This window comes from Microcoleus sp. PH2017_35_SFW_U_B, from assembly GCF_020737865.1.
Lineage (GTDB): Bacteria > Cyanobacteriota > Cyanobacteriia > Cyanobacteriales > Microcoleaceae > Microcoleus.
This window is the reverse complement of the sequence record NZ_JAEQDE010000077.1, coordinates 20,670-46,316: the sequence shown is the minus strand read 5'-3', so window position 1 is coordinate 46,316 and position 25,647 is coordinate 20,670. Positions and strand designations below refer to the sequence as shown.

Here is a 25,647-nt window from a genome sequence, read left to right as displayed (position 1 = left end):
AGTTAAGCCCACTGGCAATGTCGGTAATGAGTTCGGCTGATGGATAGAGTTCCAATAATTTTGCAATTTGTCGGTCAAGGTCGGCTTTTTGATGCAGACTGGAGACTCTGGCGTAGAGGATAGTTCTTTGATTAGTTTTGCTAAGTCCGGCATAAGAATTAATCAAATATCGTCGTTGACCGGAGGGTGTGCGAATGGCGGTAATAATGCCATCCTTTTCCCATCGCCTGAGCGTATGTAGGCAAACTCCAAAATGTTCGGCTGCTTGCCTTGGGGTTGAGTAGTTATCCAAAAGTGAATAATGCTGAATATTCTGCTAGTTTAACACATTATTCAGATAATTGCAGCAAAATTCAGTAAATCAATCAACAGGAGAATGCTCCCCTACGAACCGGCTTGATTTTGCCACTTTTTGCCGAAATCTGTTAGCGTTTCCTTGGGAATTTGCTGCTGCAACCATTCCAAAGCCCGATTTTGGTGCGGGTGGAGGCCGGCGCGATCGTACACTTTGCAAACATCGACCAAATTAATCGGCCTGTTACCGACTCTTGCTATCAATTGAGTGCGCCACTCTTCAGCAAATTTCTGCATGGTTGGCGCGGGAATCCTGCCCTGCAACCACTCCAAAGCTCTTTCTTGGTGAGGACTTTGACCGCTGAGGTCGTAAGTATTGCAAACATTCACTAAACTCAAAAACCCGATCGGCCCTGCGGCTCTAGTTTGAGGTGGATTTACTCTGGCTGCGGGAGTAGGTGCAGGCCTTGTCGCAGGTGCAGTCTGGGTTGCTACGTTTTGCTGCGGCAGACTGCTAGCAGTCTTGCGTTGGGTACCCACACCGCAAACTAAATTATTTCTGCCGTAAGTCGGATCGGAAGGGCGAACATTGATTGGTGTGGTGGCTTCGCAGACAATGGAGATAGTCACCGGATTCTTTAAACTGGCGTTTTCTTCCAAGAAAATTGCTCCGACATAAGCTTTCATATCCGCAGATTTCGGTATTGCATAGTGAAAAGCGCCTCTGGTAGTGGTGCGAATTGCAAAGTTGTAATCCTGTGGCAATAAAATACTAAAGGTTTTGGCGATCGACCCCACAGAATTGAGAAAATCGTGGTTGCGAACCACATAGGTTTGCTGGCCGCGCACCATCGCACTAATTGCCGACTCCGCAGGTGATAGCGCTTCCCTCGCTGCGATGCGTTCCGGTGCTGGCACTAAAGCCTGCGACTGTTGTACTTCCGGCGGCTGGGCTGCGGGTGCGGGTGCGGGTGCGGGTGCTGGTGCGGGTGCTGGTGCTGGTGCGGGTGCTGGTGCTGGCGTTATCGGCGGTGGCGGTGCTATTTGCACGGGTGGATTCTGGGCTGAGGTCGATCGCACGTCGCCCCTTATTTGGTTCCGTCTCGCCAGAAATATCTCAAAAGGAACGCCGTAATTCTCTACAGCCTGTTGAAGCCGCACGTCAGCTTTACCGTGAGTTGCTACCACACGGCCGTTGCTGTCGAGAACCGGGCCGCCGCTCATACCGGGGAGAGATGCGCCGTCGTAGGATAGTTCGTAACCTTCACGAGAGCCGGGGGCTCTACCGTTGACGTTGACAGGGTAAAAGCGGTAGCCGCGTTTGGTATCAAATTGTCCGGGACTGGGATAGCCTGCTACATAAACTGTTGACCCAGGCTGCAAATTTGCAGAGGTCGCAGTTTGAGCGACTCCGTAGTTATTTTTGCTTTGGAACTGCAACACTGCTAAATCTGTTCCCGGCACGTTTATCGCTTCGTAGATTTTGTAACGCATACCGTCGCCAGTTTGAATAAAGCATTCACCAGTAGTTGCTACGACGTGATTGGCTGTGAGGACAGTATAATTTTCACCTTGACGCTCAATTATCGATCCCGATCCCTGACAGTCGCCAGCGATCATTACTGTAAATTTTTTAGCAATTTCCCCGATTTCGGTTCGTTCTAGTGCTGGTGCTGGCAGAATTTGCACTGAGACGACGATCGCCACCGCCCCTACCAATGTTGTTGAAATTCTGCTATAAAATTTTGTCATCAGAAAAATGGGTTTGAAACCCCGTCCTAGAAGGACGGCTTTACAATGTTTGCAATGCGCCACGAGTTGTAAGCCAAAAACTTACAATCTGGGGGTAATGCGTTTTGAGTTAGACGCTTGCCAGTTTTTAACTCGTGCAAGCTAATTGTTTTTCGGTCTGGTTCTTTCTTTGTAGGAGATTCTTGCCATCCGCCAACATAACAGAACCCATATTTAGGATGTTTAACGATCGAACCACGCTTAAACCCCGCACTTAAAGTGCCACCGTACCGAGAGCGGATATGACCTGTAGAATGCTGCAAACGATGGAGTTGCCTGCGATGAAACTCAAGAGAGATTACTTCTATTAGCTTGGTATTATCAGGTTGAATGTGTCCCCCTGTATACCAATTAGCTAATACCCAAGAATCAATGCAGTGAGCCTCAAACTTCTTCGATAGCTTCTGTTTGGATTTTTTTAGTCCTAAACTTTGACGTAGCTCATAAGTATCGTTTCCCGATCTAATCTCAAGATGGGCAATCTTTCTAATCTCACAGTAAAACCACTTTTTGCCCACTTCTAAAGGACTAAACGATACATTCCACACGGGCGATCCGTTTTTCCTCTTTTGTGCCTTGATGTCCTCTACAACAAATGTCGATATCGGAAACATCAATGTCAACCAGTTAGCTATCCTTAACTTCCACTGCCATCTTGATGCCGTGGATGGGGGGATACGATTTTTGTTAACCAGCCTGTTAGCTCTATTTTGGCGGCACGGCGTGTTCCGAAACCGACGAGATCGTCGCATATTGCGCCTGACCTCTACACGGTCTTTTACCCAATCAATTGCATGAGTTTGGATATTTAAGTAAGTATGCGATTTGGATTTAACGGTAAATCCTTCGCGCTTGCTGCCTGGATCGATGCCAACCGCTATGGGTTGATAGTTGTGATTTGAAGGTTCTGCATTTAGTCGGATGCAAAATACTCCTTTTTTCCAGAATGGTGTTGCCTTGCCTGATTTGATCCAACGCTTAGCACGGGCGTTGGTAGTCGGCATTAACGGTCTATTTTCACTGTTGACAACGGGTACAAACATTTACGGTAAGTCCTATTTCTAGGTGTATATTTCCCTTCGCCACTGACTGCCAGAGCGGTTAAAAACTAGAGAGGCATTCTTAACGTCTTGCAGGATACCACTCCCAGGCAGTTCAGTCTGTCTTTTAAGGACGTAGGCTAGACACTGTTTTAGTCTTGAATCAAGAAGGTGGTGAGTCTTCCTCTTTCAAGCCCCACGCCTTGATAGCTGGGGTTAGTGACTGTCCAATTATTTAGTTTAGTTTAAGGAATAGTAGGGCGGGTTTGTATATATTGTCGATCGCTCAAATCGCCACCAAGCCAAAGCACGAAATATCGCACACTCAATCGCGCCTATTTTTTCACAGAATTGGTTGTCATTTCCAGCCCTGAAGGTGCTAGCTGCTTAAAAGTGTCGATCGGAATTCCCCAACTGTACTTACTCATCTGCTCTCGCAGCGCTGCATTCGGTTCAGTGCCATCTTTATACTGGTATGGGTCTCCCCACAGCGGGTAAGCGTGGACGCCGTTAACCCCCACCACCTCGCCGCGAACATTCAGCAGCGGCCCGCCGCTCATCCCTTTTTCAATCTCATTGGTGTAACCAATTTGATAGCCACCTTCCAAAGCTTTATCTAACACTCGCCAAACTTTGCCAGTTTTGAAGACAAATCCTCGGTCTTTTTGACCTTCTTCTGTCAAAGGAAACCCACCTGCAAATACTGCATCCTCAACTTTTGGTACGGCACCCGGCTTAGCAGTGGTATATTCAACGCTGCTAGTAAAGCGCAACAACGCCAAATCATTGCCTTTAAAATTAGCGTCTTTGACGAAGATTGCAGGGTAAATTTTATTATCTGGGGTTTGGATTTGGTAGGGAGCCTTGCCGGCTTTGAGGACGTGTTCGTTTGTCAGTACGGTGTACTGCGAACCCTGCTTGCGAATGGCGATTCCCGTTCCGGCAACTTGTCCAGACGATCGCACCCTAACAGCGATAGACTCAGCTTGTTGCTGCAATTGCTGTTGCGACATTTCGACTGGCATCTGTTTTAAGAAATTTTTGGCACGCGGAAGTTGTGCAGGCAAAATCATTGAGATGCCACTGATACAAGTTGCCAAGATTAGTGAACGCCAATCCATGTTTGTTTAGCTCGCAGTTTCTTTGCTACTTTTACCACAAACGCTCGTTGTCTGGTAGTTCGTTTTCAAACCATTGATTGAGATTGACGTTAGCAAAGCCATTTTCGTATGTTACCAGTTGCTTTTCCCCACTCAGGTAAAGCGGCTGCTTGGAGGCGCGGTTGCGGGTGTTGAGCATTTCTTCGAGAATCTGGTTGGCATTGTTGGGCCGGGGTACTGTCAGCACTATTGCTTCAGCACTCGAACAGTTCCCGCTACCTCTGACTCTATCGACGCACAATACTTGTTGACCATTGAAAGTCCCCGCTCTCATGAATCGGAGTTGACCGTTATCGTTAAACCGTTGAAATCTAGCCGATACGTCTTCGCAGCGCCGTTTGGGAGTCCAACCTGAACCGGAAAAAGCTTCATTGTTCCAAACTATCAGCGGTACGGGGCCTTTAGCGGCCGTGCGGACGATGGTTGCTGGTTTGCCTTCGCTAATCCCGCAGAAAAATTGATTTCTGGTTTGAGCTTGGCTCGGCTGCGAAAAAACACCCGATGTACCTATAACGATCGCTGCCGCAGCGAGCTTGCCAAATAAAGGTTGTCTCATTAGAGTAGCCTATATAGTTTTAATGATTGGAATTTTTTTTACGTTCTCTCCCGTTAAACTCGATCGAGTTCACAGGAGACCCCTTGCCGCACATAGTTTTTAAATCTTGCGACCCTTAACATTTTACTTTACATTATCAAATAATATTAGTCAATCTGCGTCCACCAAATTTTTGATAATTAGCTGCTACCTGTTCTGAGCCTCGCCGCAGCCCGCCCCACAATCATATTCAATCTTTTTTTTGTGGAACAGGCTTCTAGCCTGTTGTTGTGGAACAAGCTTCTAGCCTGTTGTTGTGGAACAAGCTTCTAGCCTGTTGTTGTGGAACAAGCTTCTAGCCTGTTGTTGTGGAACAAGCTTCTAGCCTGTTCGTTCGATCGCACTTCCCAGCATTCCGTCAACCGTTTAGATAATAATCCCGCGTTCCCTTCGCATTCATAGCTTCTCCGAGTCGTTGCAAACCGTACACGTAAGCAGCAGTTCTCATACAAACCGACAATTCCTGAGATTTTGTCCAAATTGCCTCAGTTTCCTCAACCATTTTGTGCTGCAACCGCTGATTGACTTCCTCCAGCGTCCAATAAAGCCCACTGCGATTTTGCACCCACTCAAAATAACTCACCGTCACGCCCCCGGCATTGACTAAAATATCCGGGAACACCTGAATTCCCCGCGCTTCCAAAATCAAATCAGCAGCAGAATCTATCGGCCCGTTTGCTACTTCAAAAATAAACTTAGCCTTGACATCATTGACATTTTGTGCAGTGATTTGATTCTCCAAAGCTGCTGGAACCAGCACGTCTACATCTAAGGCTAAAAGCTGCTCGTTTGTCAAGATTTCGTGTTCGACAATATTGCAGACAGAACCTTCGCAGTAAATAGCTTTGATACCTTTGTTAGCTTCTTTGAAGCGGCGGATGCTGGGAATATCCAGCCCTTGTTTCGCATGAATTCCCCCTTGGGAATCGCTGACAGCCACAACTTTGTAACCTGCTTTCCAGAGCAATTCTGCTAATTCGGCTCCGGCATTACCAAAACCTTGGACGGCTACCGTTGTCTCCCACGGAGTTCGGTTAAATTTGGGTAGGAGATTTTGAATTACAAAAAAAGCGCCGGTGGCGGTAGCGGTATCTCTGCCTAAACTGCCACCGATTGTCACTGGTTTACCTGTCACAACCGCCGGACTGAGCTGCCGCTTAATAATATTGTACTGATCCATCATCCAACCCATAATCATGGGATTGGTGTAGACATCCGGTGCGGGAATATCGACATCTGGGCCGATAAAATCTGCGATCGCATCTACGTAACCCCGACTCAATCTTTCCAATTCGAGTTTGGATAATTCTTTGGGATTGACTGTGATTCCGCCTTTGGCTCCTCCAAAGGGTATGTTGAGCACTGCACATTTAAATGTCATCCAAAATGCCAGTGATTGCACTTCATCGAGGGATACTTTCGGGTGGTAGCGCACTCCTCCTTTCGACGGGCCTCTGGTATCGTCGTAGCGCACTCGATAACCTTGGAAAATTCGCAGGGAACCATCATCCATCCGCACGGGAATTGATACGATTAAACTGGATTTGGGATATTTGAGCCGCTCGCTAGTATCCTCGGAAAGGGATACATATTTTAAGGCTCGTTCTAGTCGGCGGCTGGCATCGGCAAATAATGATTCAGACATAAGAATAGTTGACAGTTGACAGTTGACAGTTGACAGTTGACAGTTGACCGAAGGAAGAAGCTAGAAGGAAGAGGAAAGACGGGAAAAGGAACAATGAAGAAGGAAGAAGGAAGAAGAAAGAGGGAAGATAGGAGAATAATTTGCCGGAAAGCTCTGGGTTAGGTGGTATTTTAAATTTAATTATTTTGGCTTAACTGCTGGTTTTTCGATACTTTCTAATTTAATCACGATCGCGGTTTGATTCTGGATAACTGCCTTCTACCTTCTACAATAACTGTATAAGTGGCTTCTGTCCCCCAAGTCGATCGACAATCTGGCAGTCCCAAGCAGCAATTCAGCAGATACAGTTAAAATAGAGGGTGATATTTAAGCTCAAGCAGCAATTTGAGGAGAGATCGCTCAAATCACCGCCAGCCACCAGGGGAATTATATTCTGAAATCATCGACGCTTTAGCAAACGCTATAAACTAAATTATTATGATGGTTGGACTCCTAGCCGCGCTCTCTGCGTCTGCGGCGGGGGGTATGAGAATTGCCCTGCCCCTGCTGTTGATTGGTTTGTTGCGGATTGACAAACTTTGGTCAGAAATACCTCTATTGTCTCGCGTTCACCCCCAAGTGGTGATATCTATCTTGGTGAGTTGGTCGCTGTTGGAGGTATTTGCTTCTAAAACCTTTGTCGGACAGCGGGTGCTGCAAGTTGTGCAAATTATTTTTAGTCCTATTGTAGGAGCAATTATGGGAATTGCGATCGCTCAGGTAAGTGCGATCGACGAAATGATTCTTCACCCTGGGATGCTGTGCATCATTGGTATTGTCGGAGGTTTGCTGGCTTTAGTGCTGCAACTGGTACAAGCAGGATGGCTTTACCGACTACATATTTTACCGATTTGGGTGATTTTCCTGCAAGATGTTCTGTGTATTTCCTTGGTTTTGTTTGCCTTTGACGCCCCGAAAGAGGGTGCGTTAATTGCTATGCTGCTGCTGTGGTTGGCTATTCGCAGTTCTAAGGAGTGGTATTGCTGGTACAGAAGTCAGGGAGTACCGGGGGATGGGGGAAATCCCCGCCGCCACAAGCGCAATCCAGATTAATTTTTAAGTACGTAGTTGCGCTTGAGCGCTCTTTCTTAGGAATGATAATTAAATAACTTACAATCTTTATTGTTATTGTGGGATGGGCGTCCCGCCCGTCCAGAAAGGACGAGATCTTCTGGCCAATCCCACTTTCTTTGTGTAAATTATTTAATTCGCGATCGTTATATAAAAGCAAGAGCGCTGAAGCGCAACTACGTACCTTTCGGAGCGCTGAAGCGCAACTACGTACCTTTCGGAGCGCTGAAGCGCAACTACGTACCTTTCGGAGCGCTGAAGCGCAACTACGTACCTTTTATTCAATGAATTTAATCTCGATACAAAAACCGCCCTCTTGCGGTTTTTAGATGCGCGGGGCGGGTTTTATGTTGAGATTCTTTGTCTGCTGTTGGTTCGGATTGCAGGCTTAATCTGCACCTAAAGATCTAAAGCAAGCCGATCGAGTGTAGCGGGCCTTGACCCGTAATTAACTCGATCACTAATGCTATAAAACCAATCATTGCTACACGACCGTTCCAGACTTCCGCCCCCGTCGTCAAACCCCACTCCCACTGCTCTTGAGGGTACATTTTAACTTTCTTGGAAGGGCGTATCACATCCGCAAATTTAACGCTCGGAGATTCTATCGACTCGATTACTAAATCTGCCAAGGCTTCAATAAATACCGGATGAGTATTCAATGCAGGGACTCGATAGAAATTTTCAATCCCCGACTCTTCTGCTAATTCTCGATACTCCATGTCAATTTCTTGCAGAGTCTCGATGTGCTCGGAAACAAAACTAATTGGAACTACCAACAAATCTTGAACTCCACTTTCTGCTAATTCGGTAATCGCTTCTTCGGTGTAAGGCTTGAGCCATTCCACCGGGCCAACCCGACTTTGGTAAGCTAGTGTATGTTCGTTCGATCGATTCAAATGTTCCATAATCAGACGAGTACAATCTTGAATCTCCCGCTGATATGGGTCTCCAGCCTCTTCTACGTAGCTGAGGGGGACGCCGTGGGCGCTGAAAAAGATGTGAACTCGATCGGGATTTGGACTGTTATCTAATTCTTGGGCGATCAATTCCGACATTGCCTGAAGGTAGCCTGGTCGGTGATACCAAGAAGGAATCGCGGTATATTCTATCTGGTTGAGATCTGGATCTTGGTTCCACATTTCTTCTAGCTGTCGGAAGCTAGAACCGCTGGTGCTGATCGAAAATTGAGGATACAATGGCAAGATTGCCAATTGTTCGATGCGATCGCGCTTAATTTTGGCGATCGCCTCTTCAGTAAAAGGATGCCAGTAACGCATCCCCACATATACTTTGGCATCTTGTCCCTTAGACTGCAAAAGTTCTTGCAGCGCCAAGCCTTGTTCTTCGGTAATCCGCCGCAAAGGAGAGCCGCCACCGATTTGGCGGTAGTTTTCCTGGGATTTTTTAAAACGCAGAGTCGAAATCAACCAGGCGAGCGGTTTCTGCATCCACGGAAACGGAATGCGAATGATTTCCGGGTCAGCGAACAAGTTGAACAGGAAAGGACGGACATCCTCGATTTGATCGGGCCCGCCCAAGTTTAATAGTAATACTCCTACACGGCCCATAGCGGTTACGCCTCTCCCATCGTCTCAGTTCTGTTAGTTATTTTTATCATATAACTTAATAATATCTTAAGTCGATAGCAAGATATACATAATTTTGAATATGGCAACAATTTTGAGAGATTTAAGTTATAGGTATCAGTGGCTGTACGATGCGATCGCGCGTCTGGCTGCTTTGAGCGTAGGTGGCGAAACTCGTTTTAGGCAGCTAGCCTTGGAAAATGTGACCCTGGGCGCGAAAACTAAAGTTTTAGACCTTTGTTGCGGTAGCGGTCAAACTACGCAATTTCTCGTGCAATATTCCCAGGATGTCACAGGACTTGACGCTTCACCATTATCGCTGCAACGGGCAAGAAAAAATGTGCCATCAGCCAATTATGTAGAAGCTTTTGCCGAATCGATGCCTTTTGGCGACAATCATTTTGATTTAGTACACAGCAGCGTTGCGATGCACGAAATGCAGCCGTTACAGTTGAGGCAAATTTTTCAAGAAGTATACCGCGTGCTCAAGCCCGGTGGTCTATTCACTTTGGTAGATTTTCATCGGCCCACAAATCTGCTATTGTGGCCGGGGTTGGCTGTATTTTTGTGGTTGTTTGAGACTGAAACTGCTTGGCAGTTGATTGAAACTGACTTGGAGAGTTTGTTGGCCCAAGTGGGATTTCAACTCTACAATTCAGAAGAAAGCGAACAACCTAAACTTTATGCTGGCGGCAGCATTCAAGTTATCCAAGTTAAAAAATAGGTACGTTGTTGCGCTTGAGCGCTCTTTCTTTTATATATAAGCAAGAGCAAGTTAAAAAATAGGTACGTTGTTGCGCTTGAGCGCTCTTTCTGTATATCTAGGAAAGAGCAAGTTCAAAAATAGGTACGTAGTTGCGCTTGGGCGCTCTTTCTTTATATAGATCAAAGAGCGCTCAAGCGCAACTACGTACCTGGATTTAATGTGACATTTGCGTCCATGACTGTTGACTAAACAAACTTTTTCGCTTCAGCCAAAGCTGCTTCAAACTTAAGCAATACATCCTTTTCTGTGTGAATAACTTTCTCCTGTTCTAGTAGCGGGCGGCCAAACCGAAAAATACCATCTTGTTCTACGTGGTCTACAGCAGGAAGCGTTTCGGGATGTGGCAAAAATTTGCGACCGATTGTGTACGGCGTGTGGTAAGAAAAACTAAAATCTGGAAACTTATCGCTCTTAATTTCCAGGTAGTAAAGCGAATAATAATCCTTTGTTTCACAGTACACGCATTCGCGACACTTATTTACCAGTTTCCGGTTTTGATAGAAAAAATCCCACTTATCCCAATAGTAGTCATCTTTCATCATGTCTTGGTGGTCGTCGCACAGTTCGAGATATAATTTGTCAGCACCGGGAGGACGGTAAAAGTAAAGCATCGCATAGGGCATTTCAATCAGTAATTTGACTGCTTGATTTTTGCGCTCGTACCATTCTTGCTGGTGAATTTCGTAAATTTCGTAGACTTCGTTAGATTTAATTGCTTTAAAGCTGTTAAGCTGATTTTCTTTTGCCCACCGCGACGCCCAAACTGTCCAGTAAGCTAACTGGAAAGTTGCTGAAATTTCCGCCGAACCTTGTTCTTTCCAGTCGGAAATAATTTTTTCCCACGCTGCACTAAAAGCTCCTCGCGATTGTTCGTTTTGTTCGGAGTTTTCTGTATTGATTGGCTCGGCTGTTGGGCGAGGATTTTTAATCAGTCCTTTGGGTTCTTTGCGCCAGTTATCAATGTCAGTTGGCGTGAGAGTTAAGATGAATCTTCTGTCGTGAACGGGATATTCTAAATGAATTCCCGATTTGCGGAAAGAGCGGTATTCTAGGATCGGGAGCCTGCCTTGTTCGATCCATTGCTGGCGTTCTGCTGCTGAACACTTGAGCATTGCTTCTAATTCTACCGGATCGACGGCTAATTCACTTTTGAAGGTCTCCCAAAATCTTTCTTGTTCGGCTGCATTTGCTTCCAGCACTGATACAATTGTGCTGACGATGCGATCTGTTTGGTCTTGAGAATTGTCGGGAAGTCCTAAGAAGTCGAGGAGTTGGGCTTTGAGTATTCGTCTGGCAGAAATTAGCTCGGCTAACATGAGAAGCTCCAGTAGAGTCTGAACTTGCAACCTTGAATTCGCAAGATTTGTGCAAGTCTTATATATCTTAATGGATTCTCTTGAGTTGTCGGCAATTGAATTCACATCCGATCGCCAATTGTAACGGATATTGTCTCGCACAGGTCGATTTTACGGGATTTGGGCTTGAAAGTCGTGAAGCCCACTACCCAGTCATATCTAAGCAAAAACACTCAAAGCCAGGTTGTAAGGTAGATTCCCTACGGGATAGCTACGTCGCGCGTGCTTGTGCCAAAACCGGCTAAAATCGATAATTGCGATCGCGCACCCACAAACTCACAGGCACAGCATGGCCTGTTTTGTCAACCTTGACTTCTACGACAAAAGACTGCCGCTGCTTCCGTTGAGCTTCGCTAATCTCGTCATTGACTTTTTCCCTTTCATTCTCGGGCATATAATAAGTTTCCAAGCCATATTCCATGCGCGAATCGTTATATTTGCCTTGAATGGCGATTTGATTGGCTGGCAAATTTGGGGGATTTTTCAGACTGACGCGCGTCGGTTTCCAAGGTTGGGGGCGGACAGAATTTGTCGCGGCTTTTGGCGCTTCTAGGATTACATAAAAACTGATATTTTGGTTGACACGGTATATTTGTTTTTCGCAAACAACTCCGCGCGGACAAGGTATTTTCTCTAGTTTTCCTGGTAAATCTTGCCAGCCGGGGAGCTTTTCGAGATTTGTGCGATCGGAAATATCATAACTCAAAACTTGGTAATATCCGCGCAAAAAGTCGTAGGGGTCTACTGGTGCAGTTTGCAAGACAACGGTTTTGCCAGTAACAAAAGTGTACACTGCTGGAGCCGGTACTGCGGCAATTAGTCCAATTTGTAAAATCAATGGAATCCACAGCCGCCACGTGGGAAGCCGTTTTGCAGTGGGGGGAAGGGTGAAGGATGGGGACTGAATTAAAGTGTTGGTTGTTTCTGAGTTTTCGGTATTCATATTAGTATTTGGGAATTTGTGATTAATTGGTATGTTGTTGGGCTTGAGCCTCCTTGAGACGTATAGACAAAGAGGGCTAAAGCCCAACAACGTACCTAATTTTTAGGATAACAATAAAACGACCATGCTTCGATCGAGGGGCTAGGAAGATCGGATTGCAGTGAAACAACTATCTGACTTCTAATCATCGATTTTAGCGAAGTGTTTCTCGAACCACAAGCCAGCGGCAATTACGCCAATTCCACACAATACAAATACAAAAGATTTGAGCAACAATTCTGTGTTATATTCAAAGACTCGACTGATAATTTGCAAAGTTATCAATACCATTCCTCCCCAAAAACTCTGACGGTTTCCTAAAGCTAAACCTTCTCGGATTAAGCCGACTGCGAGCAGAAATGATAAAACATTAAACAGAAAAGTTGCTAATTGAGGAATTGGAGTAAAAGTCAGGTGAAAAAACGGTATGAAAGCGCTGGCGAGAATGAAAAGTGCGATCGCACCTGTAGTCAAATTCACTGCTTTTTGCGTGCGGCGGCCCATCTCCAAACGTCCCAAATGCAGCCACTCCAACACCGCTAAACCACCCAAAACAGCGACATTTGCCAACAAAACCCAATCAGGCCCGGTTTGTCTAGGTGTCGGCGAATCTTGCCAAAACCAGTGGAAAGACAGAAAGTAAAACAGACCGGCGAAGTACAGCAGTGCTAAACTGCGGGCGGTAGGTTGAAACAGTCTGCTGTGCAACTTCGGCCACATCGCATCGTCGTATCCCCACAGCAAAGCGGGCGCTAAACCACAAAATATTGCTGCACCCCAGCCGCCATCTGCTGCTTGGGCAATAGAAACTTGTAATGAGAAAATTATGGCGATCGCACCTATAGCAAAAATAACACGCGATCGACACCAATAAGCCAACGGCACAAACATCAAACTCGCAGCGATTGGCATTTGTCGCACCAAAACTTCCAGCCAAGAAAACTCAACTTTAGAAGACCAATCTAACACCGCCAGCCAATAGCCGAAACCGATTAAAAGTGCCGACAAAACACCCAACGAAGTCAACCGCAAACTGTAAGCCATTCCCAACACTCCGATTCCCCAGACTAGATAAAGTCCGTAAGCAGAACCGCCAATGTGGAACATTTGCGCCATCAGCGCCATATTTGCTCCTAAAATCAGAGCACCTAACAGTAACAATCCTTCACCGAGAAGTTTGTTTCGCCCTTTTGTTGCGGGTAAAATACTTGGATTTAAGTTTTTGTTTTGGGAAGGGGGAATGCGCCACAAATAAAAACCCGCCACATTGACTGCAACGAAAACGCTTAGCAGCATTGCAACTCTCACTTCGCGCGACCAAACTTGCCAGTTTGCTGCTACAAAGGTGATGACTCCTATACCTAGAAGTATGCTGCCCAAGCCGATGAGAATGCTCAGAAATTGGTTGCGGGAACTGGTTTCGATAATGTGAAATTGATATCGTTCCGAAAGTTGTTGGTAGAGAGATTTGTCGATGAGTCCTTCTGCTTCCCAGAGTTTGGCTTCTGCGCGCAACTCGCGCCGAAATTTATCTGAAATCATTTTCAATATTCCAGAGTGTTTTAACTGTGATTGTTATAATAATGTCACTTGTCGGTCGATTGTCAGTGGACGTTGGGACACCTGCTGAAGTTGCACAGGAGTGTTTGAAGACAGTAAACTTGAATTGCCTAAATTGTTGATTGATAGAGTAACCGCAGATGTAAGGCAGATAAACACGGATGAACGCGGATATTTTCAAGATAGTTGGCGATTTTTGCAATTCCAGTATATGATTGGTTTATAGTGATTTTCAAAGGTATTGCTAGAGCGAGAGATCAGGCAAAATCTCTTAAAATTATCTGCGTTCATCCGTGTTCATCTGCTTTACATCTGCGGTGGTTCTAAACTTGATTTAAATTCCAATCATAGGGCAAAAAAACGATCGCCCATTCATCGCTTACACCCACCTCCGGGCCCAAATAACCGCCCACATAGGCAGCTACCGAACCCGCATTCTTGACAAAATCCTCGCCGTACCACTCAAAAATCTTGCTCAAATAAAGCGTCTTTTTCCCAGCATCGTACCGCACTTTATCGGGATTCTTGATAAAACTATTCGCATCCGTCTCCAGTTGAGTTCGCACAGACTCGGGGAAGTAAGCGCCGCGGCGCAACAACGGACATCCGACGGAAGCGCAAACTAAGGCAAAATGAATGCGCGCTTCGGCAAATTCCGGGCGCAAAATAGCGTGTTCGATTTGATTGAGGCTGTACTTTTTGCCGCCAATAATTGAATTTGAACGGGTGAAGAATTCCAGAAAACCCAGCCAGTTGGGGATTCCTAAAATTTTGGGACGGATGGACGCGATCGGGTATACTTCGATTACTTGGGAAATTGCGATCGCATTGTACGCATTCAACCACAGCGCCAACCGCGCATCCACATCCGTCATAGCAGCTAAATCTACATCTGCCAAAGTTCCCAGCCAATTGCTCAAAACCTCCGCCCCTTCAGCTTTCCAGCGCCGGTAATTGACGCGGCCGAAATCGTCAACGTAGCATTTTAGCAACTCGTCCCAAGTCGAAAAGTCGATCGAATTTATCATTAAGTAGAAGGGAGAAAGAAGAAGGAAGAAGGAAGAAGGAAGAAGGGAGAAGGGAGAAGTAAGAAGTAAGAAGGAGGGAAAAGAGATACACAGCCAGCTTTTTAGCTATCCGTATTTCACGTTTAATTAGATCGATTTACCAGCAAGAATTGGTTGAAAGCCGGAACCCTTTGAGGGAGAAATTAAACTCAAACTATTCATTACTCCAATCCTCTTCGTTTTAGGTAGAAGTCGCTTTCCAACTATCAACTGTCCCAGGTCAACTGTCAACTGTCAACTGTTGAATTACTGTCCACATTCTAAAGCCGACATTGCTTTAGCTTGGGGTTTTATTTATTGTACACTTATTTTCTTTTAACTCTTGTGTGGTAGCCTTCGACGCTGCCCAAAAGTTCAATTTAAGTGTACAGCCTTTCTCAAATAAATGAGGTATGCCCTATGCCCTATGCCCTATGCCCTATGCCCTATTAGCAGCTCATGTTACACCAGAAAGGCGATACAACAGCTTATTTAATACTACCGTCAACCCAAGTAGCCCCTTTCAGCTTAGCATTTTCCAAATTGGCCCCCGTCAAATCGGCTCCGGTCAAATTAGCCTCAGTCAAATCAGCACCTGCTAAATTAGCTTGCCGCAAAGAAGCCCCGCTGAGTGAAGCCCCACTCAAATTTGCCCCGGATAAATTAGCCTCCCTGAGATTCGATCCTCTCAAATCTGCCCCTTGCAAATCGGCATTTGCTAAACTCGCTTGCTGAAGGGGAATGCTTCTCAAATCGCATCCCGGACATTGGTTAGTTTGCAGCAACTGGTTGATTTGCTGGGGGTTCCCTGCAATCACCGCTGTAGCCAGCCCGAATATCAGTCCAAATGAAATCGCTCCTAAAGTTACAGATTTCATAGTCTTTACCTTCTACAATTATAAAAGATTCTTAATTTAAACTTCAACGGCGATCGGTTTATTCCGGCACAACACCAATCCCACTTTCTGATGTTAATTTGTAATTTTTCGTTACCAAACAAACCAACTATGAGCGATCGCACAAATTTTTTTGATAAACTGTTAGCGGCTGTTGAAATCAATCAAAGTCTGCTGTATTTAGCCCTCGACCCAGACCCGGAAACCTTGCCAGCACTGGTTTCGATGACTGTCGAGGAAACTCAAAGTTTTGTAACTGATTTGTTGAAAAGGCTCAAAAGTGCGATCGACCAAACAGCCGATTTAATCTGCGCCTGCAAAATCACCCTCGGTTTTTATCAATCTCTCGGCATTCCCGGCTGGCAACTGCTGCAACAAATATTAACAATTATTCCAGAACACATACCAGTAATTTTAGATGCCAAACACAGCGATTTAAACACCAGCACGGTGTTTGCCAAAACCGTATTTCAAGACTGGCAATTTGACGCTATTACCTTAAGTCCTTACGCGGGATTCGATGAAGTAGCGCCATTTTTATTATATCCCGGAAAAACAGTCTTTGTCCTCTGTGCCACGGCCAACCCGTCGGCCGCCGAATTGCAAGAATATCCGACAGCAGAAAACCCTTTCTACTTGCAATTAGTCCGAGTATCTCAGACTTGGGGAACTCCCGAACAACTGGGTTTAGCAATAGGAGTAATGCCGGATATGTTGGCGCGAATCCGCCAAGCTGCTCCCGAACGGCTGATTTTAGTTGAAGGAGACATCGCCGGAGAAAATCAATTGACAGAAGAAAACGACCTCGCGCAACTGCTGGCGGCCGGTTTAAGCAAGAATGGTGAGGGTTTATTGCTGCCAGTCCCCCCAAGTTTGTTGGCGGGGAAAGAGCCACGCCGAGAAATTGAGAAATTACGGGATAATATTAACAAAGAGAGGCTGCGCGCGATCGAAGGAAGTCCGACTTGCGAATTGTGGCTACCGGATGTTTGCTTTTTGCAACCGGAACCCAACCGCGATTTAATCTTGCAACTTTATGACATTGGCTGCGTAGTTTTTGGCGACCACGTACAAGCATCGGGCGCTGTATTTCCATATTACATTGACTTGCGAAAAATCATTTCAACTCCACAAATTTTCCATCAAATTGTCAGCGCCTACGCAGACATTCTCAAAGACTTAAAATTCGATCGCATTGCGGGCATTCCCTACGGTTCTTTACCTACAGCAACGGGTTTAGCATTGCGAATGGAACGCCCGATGATTTTCCCGCGCAAGGAAGTGAAAACCTACGGTGCGGGTAAGTTAATTGAGGGGCATTTTCAGGCTGGAGAAACGATTGTCGTAGTCGATGATATTTTGATTAGCGGTAAAAGCGTGATGGAAGGTGCGGGGAAGTTAAAATCTGCGGGGTTGAATGTGGAAGATATTGTGGTTTTGATTGACCACGAACAGGGAGTGAAAGATAAATTGAAGGCTAACGGTTATCGCGCACATTCTGTGCTAGCACTTTCTGAAATAGCTGAGATTTTGTATCAAGCAAATCGCATTGATACCGAACAATTTAATATGTTGACAGCCGAAGGCTAAGTCACAATTGTTGTAGGGGCGGGTTCGCCGACATCTATGAAAACCATAAACAATCTCATAAACCCGCCCTCCTTCGCCGTTATTTAAAGCAACATTTAATCTTAAAAAATTGGGTACATTTGTATTGTTTGTTGGGTGGGAAGCGTTTATGGAATTCTCGATTTTTGCCGTTAAATTTTGGGGAATTCGCCCCCTAGAAGTCGGGAATTTTTTATCATGTTTTTAGGACACATTTGGGTACATTTTTTTAGGACACATTTGGGTACATTTGTATTGTTTGTTGGGCGGGGGCGGGTTTATGAAATTCTCGATTTTTGCCGTTGAATTTGGGTGAACCCGCCCCTACAATGTTTTGTATTGTTTGTTGGGCGGGGGCAGGTTTATGAAATTCTCGATTAACCTTGCAAAACTTCAATTAAAGCCTCGCCCATCGCCCGACAACCGACCAGTTTCATACCTTCCGACATGATATCACCAGTGCGATAACCTCGATCCAAAACTGCCACAACCGCTTGCTCAATTTTATCAGCAGCTTCGGGCTGACTTAAGGCGTAGCGCAACATCATTGCAGCGCTTAAAACTTGGGCGATGGGATTAGCTTTATCTTGTCCGGCGATATCCGGCGCGGAACCGTGTACTGGTTCAAAAACTCCCGGGCCGCTTGCACCCAAACTCGCAGAAGGCAACATTCCAATACTACCAGTTAGCATCGCCGCCGCATCCGAAAGAATGTCGCCGAATAAGTTACCCGTGACAATTGTATCGAACTGTTTCGGCCAGCGAATTAACTGCATGGCTGCGTTGTCAACATAAAGGTGAGAAAGTTCCACATCGGGGTATTCTGAAGAAAGGGCAATTATACGATCGCGCCACAGTTGCGAAACATCCAAAACATTCGCCTTATCAACCGAACACAGCCTTTTTCCGCGCTTCCGGGCCGTCTCAAAAGCCACGCGCCCGATGCGGTCAATTTCCGACTCGGTGTAAGCCATCGTATTCACACCGCGTTTTTCCCCGGTTTCCGTCTCAAAAATGCCTTTTGGCTTGCCGAAATAAATGCCGCCAGTGAGTTCGCGGATCACCATAATATCCACACCTTCGACAACTTCTTTTTTTAAAGAAGAAGCATCAACCAACTGCGGTAAAATAGTTGCAGGACGCAAATTTGCAAACAATCCCAATCCGGCGCGCAGTCCTAACAATCCAGTTTCCGGACGCTGTTCGCGGGGCAAATTGTCCCACTTGTAACCGCCGATAGCTGCTAATAATATCGCATCGCTGTTGCGGCACTTTTCCAAAGTTTCTTCCGGTAGCGGATTGCCTGTGGCGTCAATAGCAGCGCCGCCCATTAATGCTTCTTGAAATTCAAAGCCGATGTCCAATTGTTTGCCGACAAGTTTCAGGACATCTACCGCTACAGCGATAATTTCAGGGCCGATGCCGTCTCCTGGTAAAAGAGTGATGCGGTAGTTTTGAGTCATATCGATTTAGGAGTTTTGATTTGAGATTTGAGATTGAGAGTTAAGGGGAATTCTTTGGCAATCCAAGACATTCTCACAAGGCTATAATCATATCAGGATAAGCAACCTCAGAATTCATTATGACATTCCCGACTTACCCGCCTGCTCAAGCTGAACCGCCTCTAGACCCCCGGCAGAGTTTGCCAACAATGTATGATTTACCTAGCGAAGACCCAAAGGAGCCCGGTTTGCCTGATACATTTCATTTAGATCAGCCGCAACTCTTGGAATTCACGTTTTTGCCACCTGGATGGGATGCGGAGCAAGTATTTACAGCCAGCGACCTAAATTTGTATTACGATGCAACACAGCCGCGCTGGCATAAACGCCCGGATTGGTTTGCTGCGGTGGGTGTGCCCAGGCTTTATCAAGGGCGCGATATGCGTTTGAGTTATGTAGTTTGGCAAGAACGGGTAAATCCGTTTGTGGTGGTGGAATTGCTATCGCCGGGAACTGAGGATGAAGATTTGGGCCGGACTGTTCAGCAAGCTGGGGAACCGCCGACTAAGTGGCAAGTTTACGAACAAATTTTGCGGATTCCTTACTATTTTGTGTTCAGTCGCTACACGGATGAATTGCAAGCTTTTCATCTTGTAGGTGGTCATTATGAACCGGCAGAATTAATGGATGGGCGGTTATTTATTCCTGAGTTGCAGTTGAGTTTAGGGTGGTGGCAAGGCACTTATAAGAGTATGAATCGTTTGTGGTTGCGGTGGTTTACGGCCGAAGGAGGGTTGATTTTGAGTCCGGGTGAAAGGGCAACTGCTGCGGAACGGCAACTGATAGAATATCAACAGCAACTTATAGAATCTCAACAGCGAGAGGAAAGGCTAGCGGCGCGGTTGCGGGAATTAGGTATCGATCCTGAACAGTTGGTTTAATAGTCCCGCACTCAGCCCTGGTGAAACCGTTTCTTGGTATATTTATCGTAAGCTGTCGCACATTTAAATTGTATATTCAGGGCGGGCGGGACGCCCACCCCACTCATTGTCTGATTTTTTTGAGATGCAATTTAAATGCAGAACAGCTTAATAAACGCAAATTTTCTGAGAAACCGGGCTTCTAGTCATCCGTAAGTCCTGTTTGAGTATTCCAAAAGCAGGCGCGGCGCAGCTATCGGGATCTTAATCGCCCATAACCGCTTTTCAACTCCTCGCATCCGTGCAACAAGATTGAAATAAAATAACAAAAGTTCGATCGCACGCACGTACAAAAAATCGGCAAGGAGTCGCACCAGTGACAGACGGGGAAAGCACACCAACATCAGCACAGATTGACAATCGAGACTATTCATGGCCCTTTTGGCCAATTGTTCCAATGTATCCCTACAGCAGGCGACGGACAATCCGCAAGGAAATAGTCAAGGACAAAATCTGGACTTTTGACCAACTACAAGGCATTTTCTACGTCATTGTGCCGATTCGGATGACAGTCATCAAACTCGAATCCGAAGGCCTTCTCGTCTACGCCCCCGTCGCGCCGACTCCTGAGTGCATCCGCTTGCTAAACGAGTTAGTCGCAGAACATGGCGAGGTTAAGTATATCCTGCTGACAACGGTTTCGGGCATCGAACATAAGGTATTTGTCGGCCCCTTTGCGAGGTGTTTTCCCGAAGCGCAGGTGTTTGTCACTCCCAAGCAATGGAGTTTTCCGCTAAATTTGCCGCTGAGTTGGCTGGGTTTGCCCGGTAAACGCACCTCTGTACTGCCTTTGGATAGCAGCAACACGCCCCTTGCAGATGAATTTGATTGGGCAATCCTGGGCCCGCTGAACCTCGGTTTAGGCTTTTTTGCGGAAGTTGCGTTATTTCACAGGGAATCGCGCACGCTAATGTTAACAGATTCTGTGGTTTCGATTCCCGAAAACCCGCCCGCGATTCTCCAACTCGACTCGTACCCGCTGCTATTTCACGCCAAAGACACCGCTTTGGATGTGGTGGCAGACACCCAGGAAAATCGATGCAAAGGGTGGCAGAGAATCGCCTTATTTGCGATGTATTTTCGCCCTAGCGTGTTGGAGGTGCCGCCGTGGTCGGGGGTGTTAGCCAGCGCCCTGAAAGCGCCAGAGCGATCGAGAAAAGCTTATTTTGGATTGTATCCGTTTAAGTGGCAAACTGATTGGGTGCGATCGTTCGAGGCTTTGCGCGGAGGAGGGCGGTTGTTGGTAGCGCCGGTGTTGCAGACTCTGATTCTCAACCGCGCGCCGAGGGAAACTCTCGATTGGGTGGATAAAGTCGCGAGTTGGGACTTTGATCGGATTGTACCTTGTCACTTCGATCCCGCGATCGACTGCAAGCCCCGCGAATTTCGCCAAGCATTCTCATTTCTGGAAAAACACTCGGTTGGTAATTCTTTACCGGAAGATGATTTTAAATTGCTGAGGGATATTGATGCTGGTTTGAATAAAACTGGTTTAGTTCCGCCTGCAAAAGAGAAGGTTTAATCTGATATTTTTGACAATTCTGAATAAGCTGTTTGAGCACAAACAAGATGCCTGTTGCACTCAAAAATTCAACTATTGTGGAACGGGCATCTTGCCCGTTCCGGCTAGAAGCCCATCGCCAAGATAAAACCCTTAACAATTACTGGAAATTTATTCATTTATCTCATTAAATCATTAATCAACTCATCCACCTTCAAAAGTTCTTGAATAATTTGCTCTACCCTCTGCAATTCATTTATGGGATTGAGAACTCTAATAGTTGTTGGGGATGTAGCTGAAGTATGGACTGCAACACCTCTGTCTTCCCCAAAGGTATTCATAGTAGCCAGCCCAAAAATATTTAGATTCTCGGAATTGATTCCTATTGGCAAAAGCAACGACAGAATATTAGCTTCTTTTATTCCATGATTCTGGTCAATGATTCGCTTAAAACTATTAATAGCTAAATCTATCTTTTTGTTGATTTTTATTTTCTCATCCGGTATTTTTTTAGCTGGCTTTGTTGGACTTAGTGTATCTGGTGGTAATTCCATCATTTGACCGGAAAAGGCAAGCAAACATATCAAAGTACAGCAAGTCTTACCCTGACTGTCCCAATTGTTTTTAGCATTAAGGGCTGCTTCCCAAACTCTATCCTCTAGATAAGCTTCAATTTCGGCATGAGCTAAAACTCTGTAGGCAAGAGTTAAGGCTAACTGTCTGGGGGAATAAAAATGTCCGGGCTTAATCTTAGGAATGAATTGTTTTTTTAACCTATTCAACTCCTTAGTTAGAGTACGAAATCTGACGGATTTTGGCATACTGCTTAAGAACTTACCACAACCCGTTAAAGATAATGCGGTTATCTGCGAGTTCGGGGACATAAAACTCTAAATTTAAAACCTTTCGCAAAGTTTTGCCCCACAGTGAGAGACGAGTATGAGTTTCGCGAATGCTAGTTGTTCTTTTCTCAACAGCGTCTCTGAATTCGCTATTAGGGGACGAACATAACTCTTTAAAAGCATTTTCTACTCGCTCCTTATTATTCTTAGCAGCTTGTCCTATCTCGGGATATGAAAAATAAAAAACCATTACATCTAAAATAGCTCGATTCATTTTTTTGCGGTAAGTATTAGAAGTGTTAGACCATACGCGAAATATATTTTCTTCTCCAAATATTGCAATGGTTGTTTGCACCGCGTTCTCAAATTCGCTAACTGTATCTTCGATCTCGATTTTTCGTTCGTCCCAATTATTGTTGAGTTTTTCGCAGGTCATGTCCAGGAATTTTTTAAGATTCCCGCGATAATCGGATAAAAAATAATATAAGGCTACATACCGCAGCAACAATTCGACATCGCGCATCCGAGGATCGGGATTTTTTGATTTAAGTATTGTTCTTAAAGCCTGATTTTTAATTGATGCGTCGTCTAAAAAATTGACAAAATCTCCGGGATGCAATGCTTGCCTCAATTCTTGGGGAGATAGCGGAGTATTCTCTAAATTCAGGCGTAAAAAAACTTTGTATAGTAAACTTTCTGTACGCCAGTTTCTAATCAATGTAGTCCGAATAGTTTGAGTGTCGAGTACATTAAGTACGGGACTCAACACAACATCGTTTTTTATATCCTTATAGGTATAACCATTGAGATCGGGTCTAAATTCTAAGTTTGCCAAAGCAAAACTATCATTAGGAGTTTCGCTCATTCCATAAAATTGCAGGATGGCAAGCAAGCGTTGCTTGCCATCAAGAACTATAAAATTTCCGCGCCTCTTTTCAGGAGAAGCTAAAACTATTTCTGGAATGGGAAATCCTAGAAAAATTGATTCGATAAACCTACTTTTGCGAGTTATATCCCAAGCATCTCGTCTTTGAAATCTTGGATTGAGTTGAATGTTTTCCCGCATAATTAGATCGAGGATGCTGGTTGTTGTCCAATCAGTGCTACCTACAATGATTTCTGAAATTTCTTTTAATATCGATTGTGGCTTTTCATTAGATTCCAGCTCATCATCTAAATATTCATCTTCTTTATCAAAGATTACTTCTTCTGGTTTTTCCAAGAGTTTTTGTTTGGGCATGACTGTACTCTACTCGTGAGTTTAATTTGGATAGACTATCTATTACCTAAGTATAGCAGAAGTCAAAAGACTGAAGTTGACTCTTGACCGAGAACGAGAGAGTTTTCTTCCCAACTCATAAATTTTGTAACTTCCACAGCGTATTAAACTATTGTCTATTGGTGCGTCGCTGTCATATTTTTCATTTTTATTTGGGATGAGCGATAGCGACGCACCCTACGAATACTGAGGACTTCAGTCCTCACTACAAACCTGACAGCACAAAATCACGATTTTTTCAATTTAAACTCATCAAACTTCACCACTTCCGAGTCTGGTTTCCGCGTATCAAAATAATAGCTACTAACCGTAGCATTCCCCGTGTCAAATACACTAAAAGCCGTAATATCATTACTATCAATATACGGCAATGCCAGCCCATCTTTCCCCAACAAAGGTGCAACTGTTGGCATCACAGGTTCCAATCCGTTCGGATCTCCAATCGCGCTGTAATCCTCCCCATATCCAGGCGGCACAAATCGGCGCTTTCTCCCCGCAAACGCCCCGTAACTGTTACCCACATTGGAAGTCTCTAAAAAGTGCATTCCGCTGGAACTCACAAACCGATTCCACAAATGCGAATGTCCGTACAAAACTAACTGCACGCCCGCCGTTTCTAGCAGCGGCATCACATCCCGAATCAGATAATCTTGCTGTTTCGGATATTCGTAACGCACCATCTTAATCTCGCCGTCCAAAGTGCGATCGACTATTTGCACTGGGTCAGTATAAGCAGGTACAATATTGTCACCCAGAGAATGCGGTGGATGGTGAAACATCACAATTTTATATTTAGCCTGCTGAAATTCCGCACTATATAACTCTTGTTCCAGCCAAGAATATTGAGCGCTACCTTTGGCAATTGGCTCAAAAATATGCTGTCCGTATCCCCATTTTTCAGGACGATCAAAATCTTCGTCCCGTTCCCGATACCTGCCTCTCGCCCCCGGATCTAAATTGGGAGTCCGCCAGATATTCGTAACATACAAAGTCACTAACCGCACGTCCCCAAACGTCACAGCATAATAATTTTTCTCACTTGGTAAACTGAAAATTTCGTTGTAAGTATCACTATTAAAACTATTGTTTTTTAACAAAACATCTTGGTCTTTCATCCCATATTTTTGAGTGAGGTATGGATATATTTTTTCCACAGCAGCGCGGGGAAAAGGGTCATTAAACTGGTCGTTGAGACTGCTGCTAGTTGAAAACCTACCCATAATCTCATGGTTCCCAATCGTCGGAAATATAGGCGCGTGTTGGATCAGTTCGCCACCGCTGTACACGGTTTTGATGCCCTTTTGGTCGATTTCGGAGAAGGCGCGGCCTTGCAAACCCGGGAAAAAAGCGCGGCCTCGGTCGTCGTCGAACCATTCGGAAGCGCGATCGGCTATATTAATTAAATCACCAGCCATGAAAACTGCATCAACTTTATCAATTGTTTGTGCTACTTTCTGGAGATTAGCCGCTGTCATCGGCATCAATTGATGATCGGAAGTAAATAGGATTTTTAGCCCAATTCCCGCTGCTGGTGTCGGAGAAAGGCTGAAAACTTTGCTGCTAACAGATTCACCATCTTTCGTTTCGCTAGTCACTAGATAAGGAATGCGAACACCGGGCATTAAATTAGTAATTTCTGCTTCGTGGCGCCAGATGTGGCGGACAATTGGATTGTTATCAATTATGCCCTGTTTCATTTCATCGGAGATGTGCGAGTCTTTGTCTTCCCGAACCCGGCTTAGCTTGGTAGTATTTGCAGTCGCAATTTTACTCAAGTTTTCGCCGTAAGCAACAATGTTCCGAGTCCCGGAAAATTCGGTAAACCAAACAACTCGCACCGAGTTAGTTGTTGGAAGTTGCAGAAACGGATCGGTTAAAAGTTTGGGTTTGTTGAGGAAAGATTGCATAATCAAACCTAGGAATAGGACAATCAAAATCAAAACAGCAAAAAACCACAGGTTGCGAGAAGAACCTTGGGGTATTTCTAATTTATCGGGCAATGGTGTTAACATAAGTTATTGTCATTAATCTGTAGGGGAAAGTTCAACAGTAAAATATAACTCCCAACCCCAATATATATAAACCCGCCCCCGCTTTGAATTTTAGACTACGAAAGTTATCAAAAAGTTAAGAAATTCTGAGAATATCTCAGATATCACAAACCGG

General features: G+C 45.2%; 22 protein-coding genes. 5 read left to right on the top strand and 17 right to left on the bottom strand.

The genetic code is table 11. From position 1 onward, the window contains the following. From JGK36_RS21575 to JGK36_RS21550, 6 genes are all read right to left on the bottom strand, one after another. On the bottom strand, positions 1-292 hold a 292-nt coding region (locus JGK36_RS21575), incomplete at its 3' end, for a MerR family DNA-binding transcriptional regulator (protein ID WP_293197949.1). A gap of 92 nt (positions 293-384) precedes the next feature. Further along, positions 385-2,046: a trypsin-like peptidase domain-containing protein gene (locus JGK36_RS21570; protein WP_293184068.1), complete on the bottom strand. Its 1,662-nt coding sequence runs from the start codon at positions 2,044-2,046 to the stop codon at positions 385-387. A gap of 26 nt (positions 2,047-2,072) precedes the next feature. Further along, the gene (locus JGK36_RS21565) at positions 2,073-3,128 is read right to left on the bottom strand and encodes an RRXRR domain-containing protein (RefSeq protein ID WP_293184066.1); all 1,056 of its coding nucleotides are present in this window, start codon (positions 3,126-3,128) and stop codon (positions 2,073-2,075) included. Positions 3,129-3,460: 332 nt separating this feature from the next. After that, a complete protein-coding gene (locus JGK36_RS21560) occupies positions 3,461-4,246 on the bottom strand; it encodes a serine protease (protein ID WP_293184063.1) in 786 nt (261 codons plus the stop codon). A 31-nt stretch (positions 4,247-4,277) separates the two neighbouring features. After that, on the bottom strand, positions 4,278-4,841 hold the full coding sequence (locus JGK36_RS21555; RefSeq protein WP_293184061.1) for a COP23 domain-containing protein: 564 nt from the start codon (positions 4,839-4,841) through the stop codon (positions 4,278-4,280). A 397-nt stretch (positions 4,842-5,238) separates the two neighbouring features. Further along, entirely contained in the window at positions 5,239-6,525 is a 1,287-nt protein-coding gene (locus tag JGK36_RS21550) for a Glu/Leu/Phe/Val dehydrogenase (RefSeq protein WP_293184058.1), read from the bottom strand. 480 nt (positions 6,526-7,005) lie between these two features. Here JGK36_RS21550 and JGK36_RS21545 point away from each other — a divergent pair, with 480 nt between their 5' ends. Beyond that, positions 7,006-7,617 (top strand): DUF4126 domain-containing protein, encoded by a 612-nt coding sequence (locus tag JGK36_RS21545; protein WP_293184070.1) that lies wholly within the window; start codon positions 7,006-7,008, stop codon positions 7,615-7,617. Positions 7,618-8,042: 425 nt separating this feature from the next. Here JGK36_RS21545 and hemH read toward each other — a convergent pair whose 3' ends face one another. Continuing rightward, positions 8,043-9,206, bottom strand: a complete 1,164-nt coding sequence (hemH, locus tag JGK36_RS21540; protein ID WP_293184056.1) for a ferrochelatase — start codon at positions 9,204-9,206, stop codon at positions 8,043-8,045. A 100-nt stretch (positions 9,207-9,306) separates the two neighbouring features. Here hemH and JGK36_RS21535 point away from each other — a divergent pair, with 100 nt between their 5' ends. Then, entirely contained in the window at positions 9,307-9,948 is a 642-nt protein-coding gene (locus tag JGK36_RS21535; RefSeq protein WP_293184054.1) for a class I SAM-dependent methyltransferase, read from the top strand. Positions 9,949-10,175: 227 nt separating this feature from the next. On the opposite strand, the gene JGK36_RS21530 is transcribed toward JGK36_RS21535, so the two are convergent. The 5 genes from JGK36_RS21530 to JGK36_RS21510 form a co-directional block, all read right to left on the bottom strand. Continuing rightward, a complete protein-coding gene (locus JGK36_RS21530; RefSeq protein WP_293197952.1) occupies positions 10,176-11,306 on the bottom strand; it encodes a hypothetical protein in 1,131 nt (376 codons plus the stop codon). 280 nt (positions 11,307-11,586) lie between these two features. Then, entirely contained in the window at positions 11,587-12,288 is a 702-nt protein-coding gene (locus JGK36_RS21525; protein WP_293197955.1) for a GDYXXLXY domain-containing protein, read from the bottom strand. A 180-nt stretch (positions 12,289-12,468) separates the two neighbouring features. Next, entirely contained in the window at positions 12,469-13,869 is a 1,401-nt protein-coding gene (locus tag JGK36_RS21520; protein WP_293197957.1) for a DUF2157 domain-containing protein, read from the bottom strand. Positions 13,870-14,210: 341 nt separating this feature from the next. Further along, a complete protein-coding gene (locus tag JGK36_RS21515) occupies positions 14,211-14,915 on the bottom strand; it encodes a DUF547 domain-containing protein (protein ID WP_293197959.1) in 705 nt (234 codons plus the stop codon). Between the two features lie 506 nt (positions 14,916-15,421). After that, positions 15,422-15,811, bottom strand: a complete 390-nt coding sequence (locus JGK36_RS21510; protein ID WP_293184043.1) for a pentapeptide repeat-containing protein — start codon at positions 15,809-15,811, stop codon at positions 15,422-15,424. Positions 15,812-15,940: 129 nt separating this feature from the next. Between JGK36_RS21510 and JGK36_RS21505 the strand changes: the two genes are divergently transcribed. Next, complete coding sequence (locus JGK36_RS21505) at positions 15,941-17,419, top strand: bifunctional orotidine-5'-phosphate decarboxylase/orotate phosphoribosyltransferase (RefSeq protein WP_293184041.1); 1,479 nt, start codon at positions 15,941-15,943, stop codon at positions 17,417-17,419. A gap of 395 nt (positions 17,420-17,814) precedes the next feature. On the opposite strand, the gene leuB is transcribed toward JGK36_RS21505, so the two are convergent. Continuing rightward, on the bottom strand, positions 17,815-18,900 hold the full coding sequence (gene leuB / locus JGK36_RS21500) for a 3-isopropylmalate dehydrogenase (protein WP_293184039.1): 1,086 nt from the start codon (positions 18,898-18,900) through the stop codon (positions 17,815-17,817). A 119-nt stretch (positions 18,901-19,019) separates the two neighbouring features. On the opposite strand from leuB, the gene JGK36_RS21495 reads away from it, so the two are divergent. Then, the gene (locus JGK36_RS21495) at positions 19,020-19,820 is read left to right on the top strand and encodes a Uma2 family endonuclease (RefSeq protein WP_293184036.1); all 801 of its coding nucleotides are present in this window, start codon (positions 19,020-19,022) and stop codon (positions 19,818-19,820) included. 185 nt (positions 19,821-20,005) lie between these two features. Here the strand turns inward: JGK36_RS21495 and JGK36_RS21490 are convergent, their stop codons facing one another. Continuing rightward, a complete protein-coding gene (locus JGK36_RS21490) occupies positions 20,006-20,233 on the bottom strand; it encodes a hypothetical protein (protein WP_293184072.1) in 228 nt (75 codons plus the stop codon). 23 nt (positions 20,234-20,256) lie between these two features. On the opposite strand from JGK36_RS21490, the gene JGK36_RS21485 reads away from it, so the two are divergent. Next, on the top strand, positions 20,257-21,381 hold the full coding sequence (locus JGK36_RS21485) for a DUF4336 domain-containing protein (protein WP_366039301.1): 1,125 nt from the start codon (positions 20,257-20,259) through the stop codon (positions 21,379-21,381). 158 nt (positions 21,382-21,539) lie between these two features. Here the strand turns inward: JGK36_RS21485 and JGK36_RS21480 are convergent, their stop codons facing one another. From JGK36_RS21480 to JGK36_RS21470, 3 genes are all read right to left on the bottom strand, one after another. Then, positions 21,540-22,181: a HEPN domain-containing protein gene (locus tag JGK36_RS21480; protein ID WP_293197963.1), complete on the bottom strand. Its 642-nt coding sequence runs from the start codon at positions 22,179-22,181 to the stop codon at positions 21,540-21,542. A 13-nt stretch (positions 22,182-22,194) separates the two neighbouring features. After that, a complete protein-coding gene (locus JGK36_RS21475) occupies positions 22,195-23,442 on the bottom strand; it encodes a DUF262 domain-containing protein (RefSeq protein WP_293197965.1) in 1,248 nt (415 codons plus the stop codon). Between the two features lie 266 nt (positions 23,443-23,708). After that, positions 23,709-25,493: a metallophosphoesterase family protein gene (locus tag JGK36_RS21470; protein WP_293197968.1), complete on the bottom strand. Its 1,785-nt coding sequence runs from the start codon at positions 25,491-25,493 to the stop codon at positions 23,709-23,711. Between the last annotated feature and the right edge of the window lie 154 nt (positions 25,494-25,647).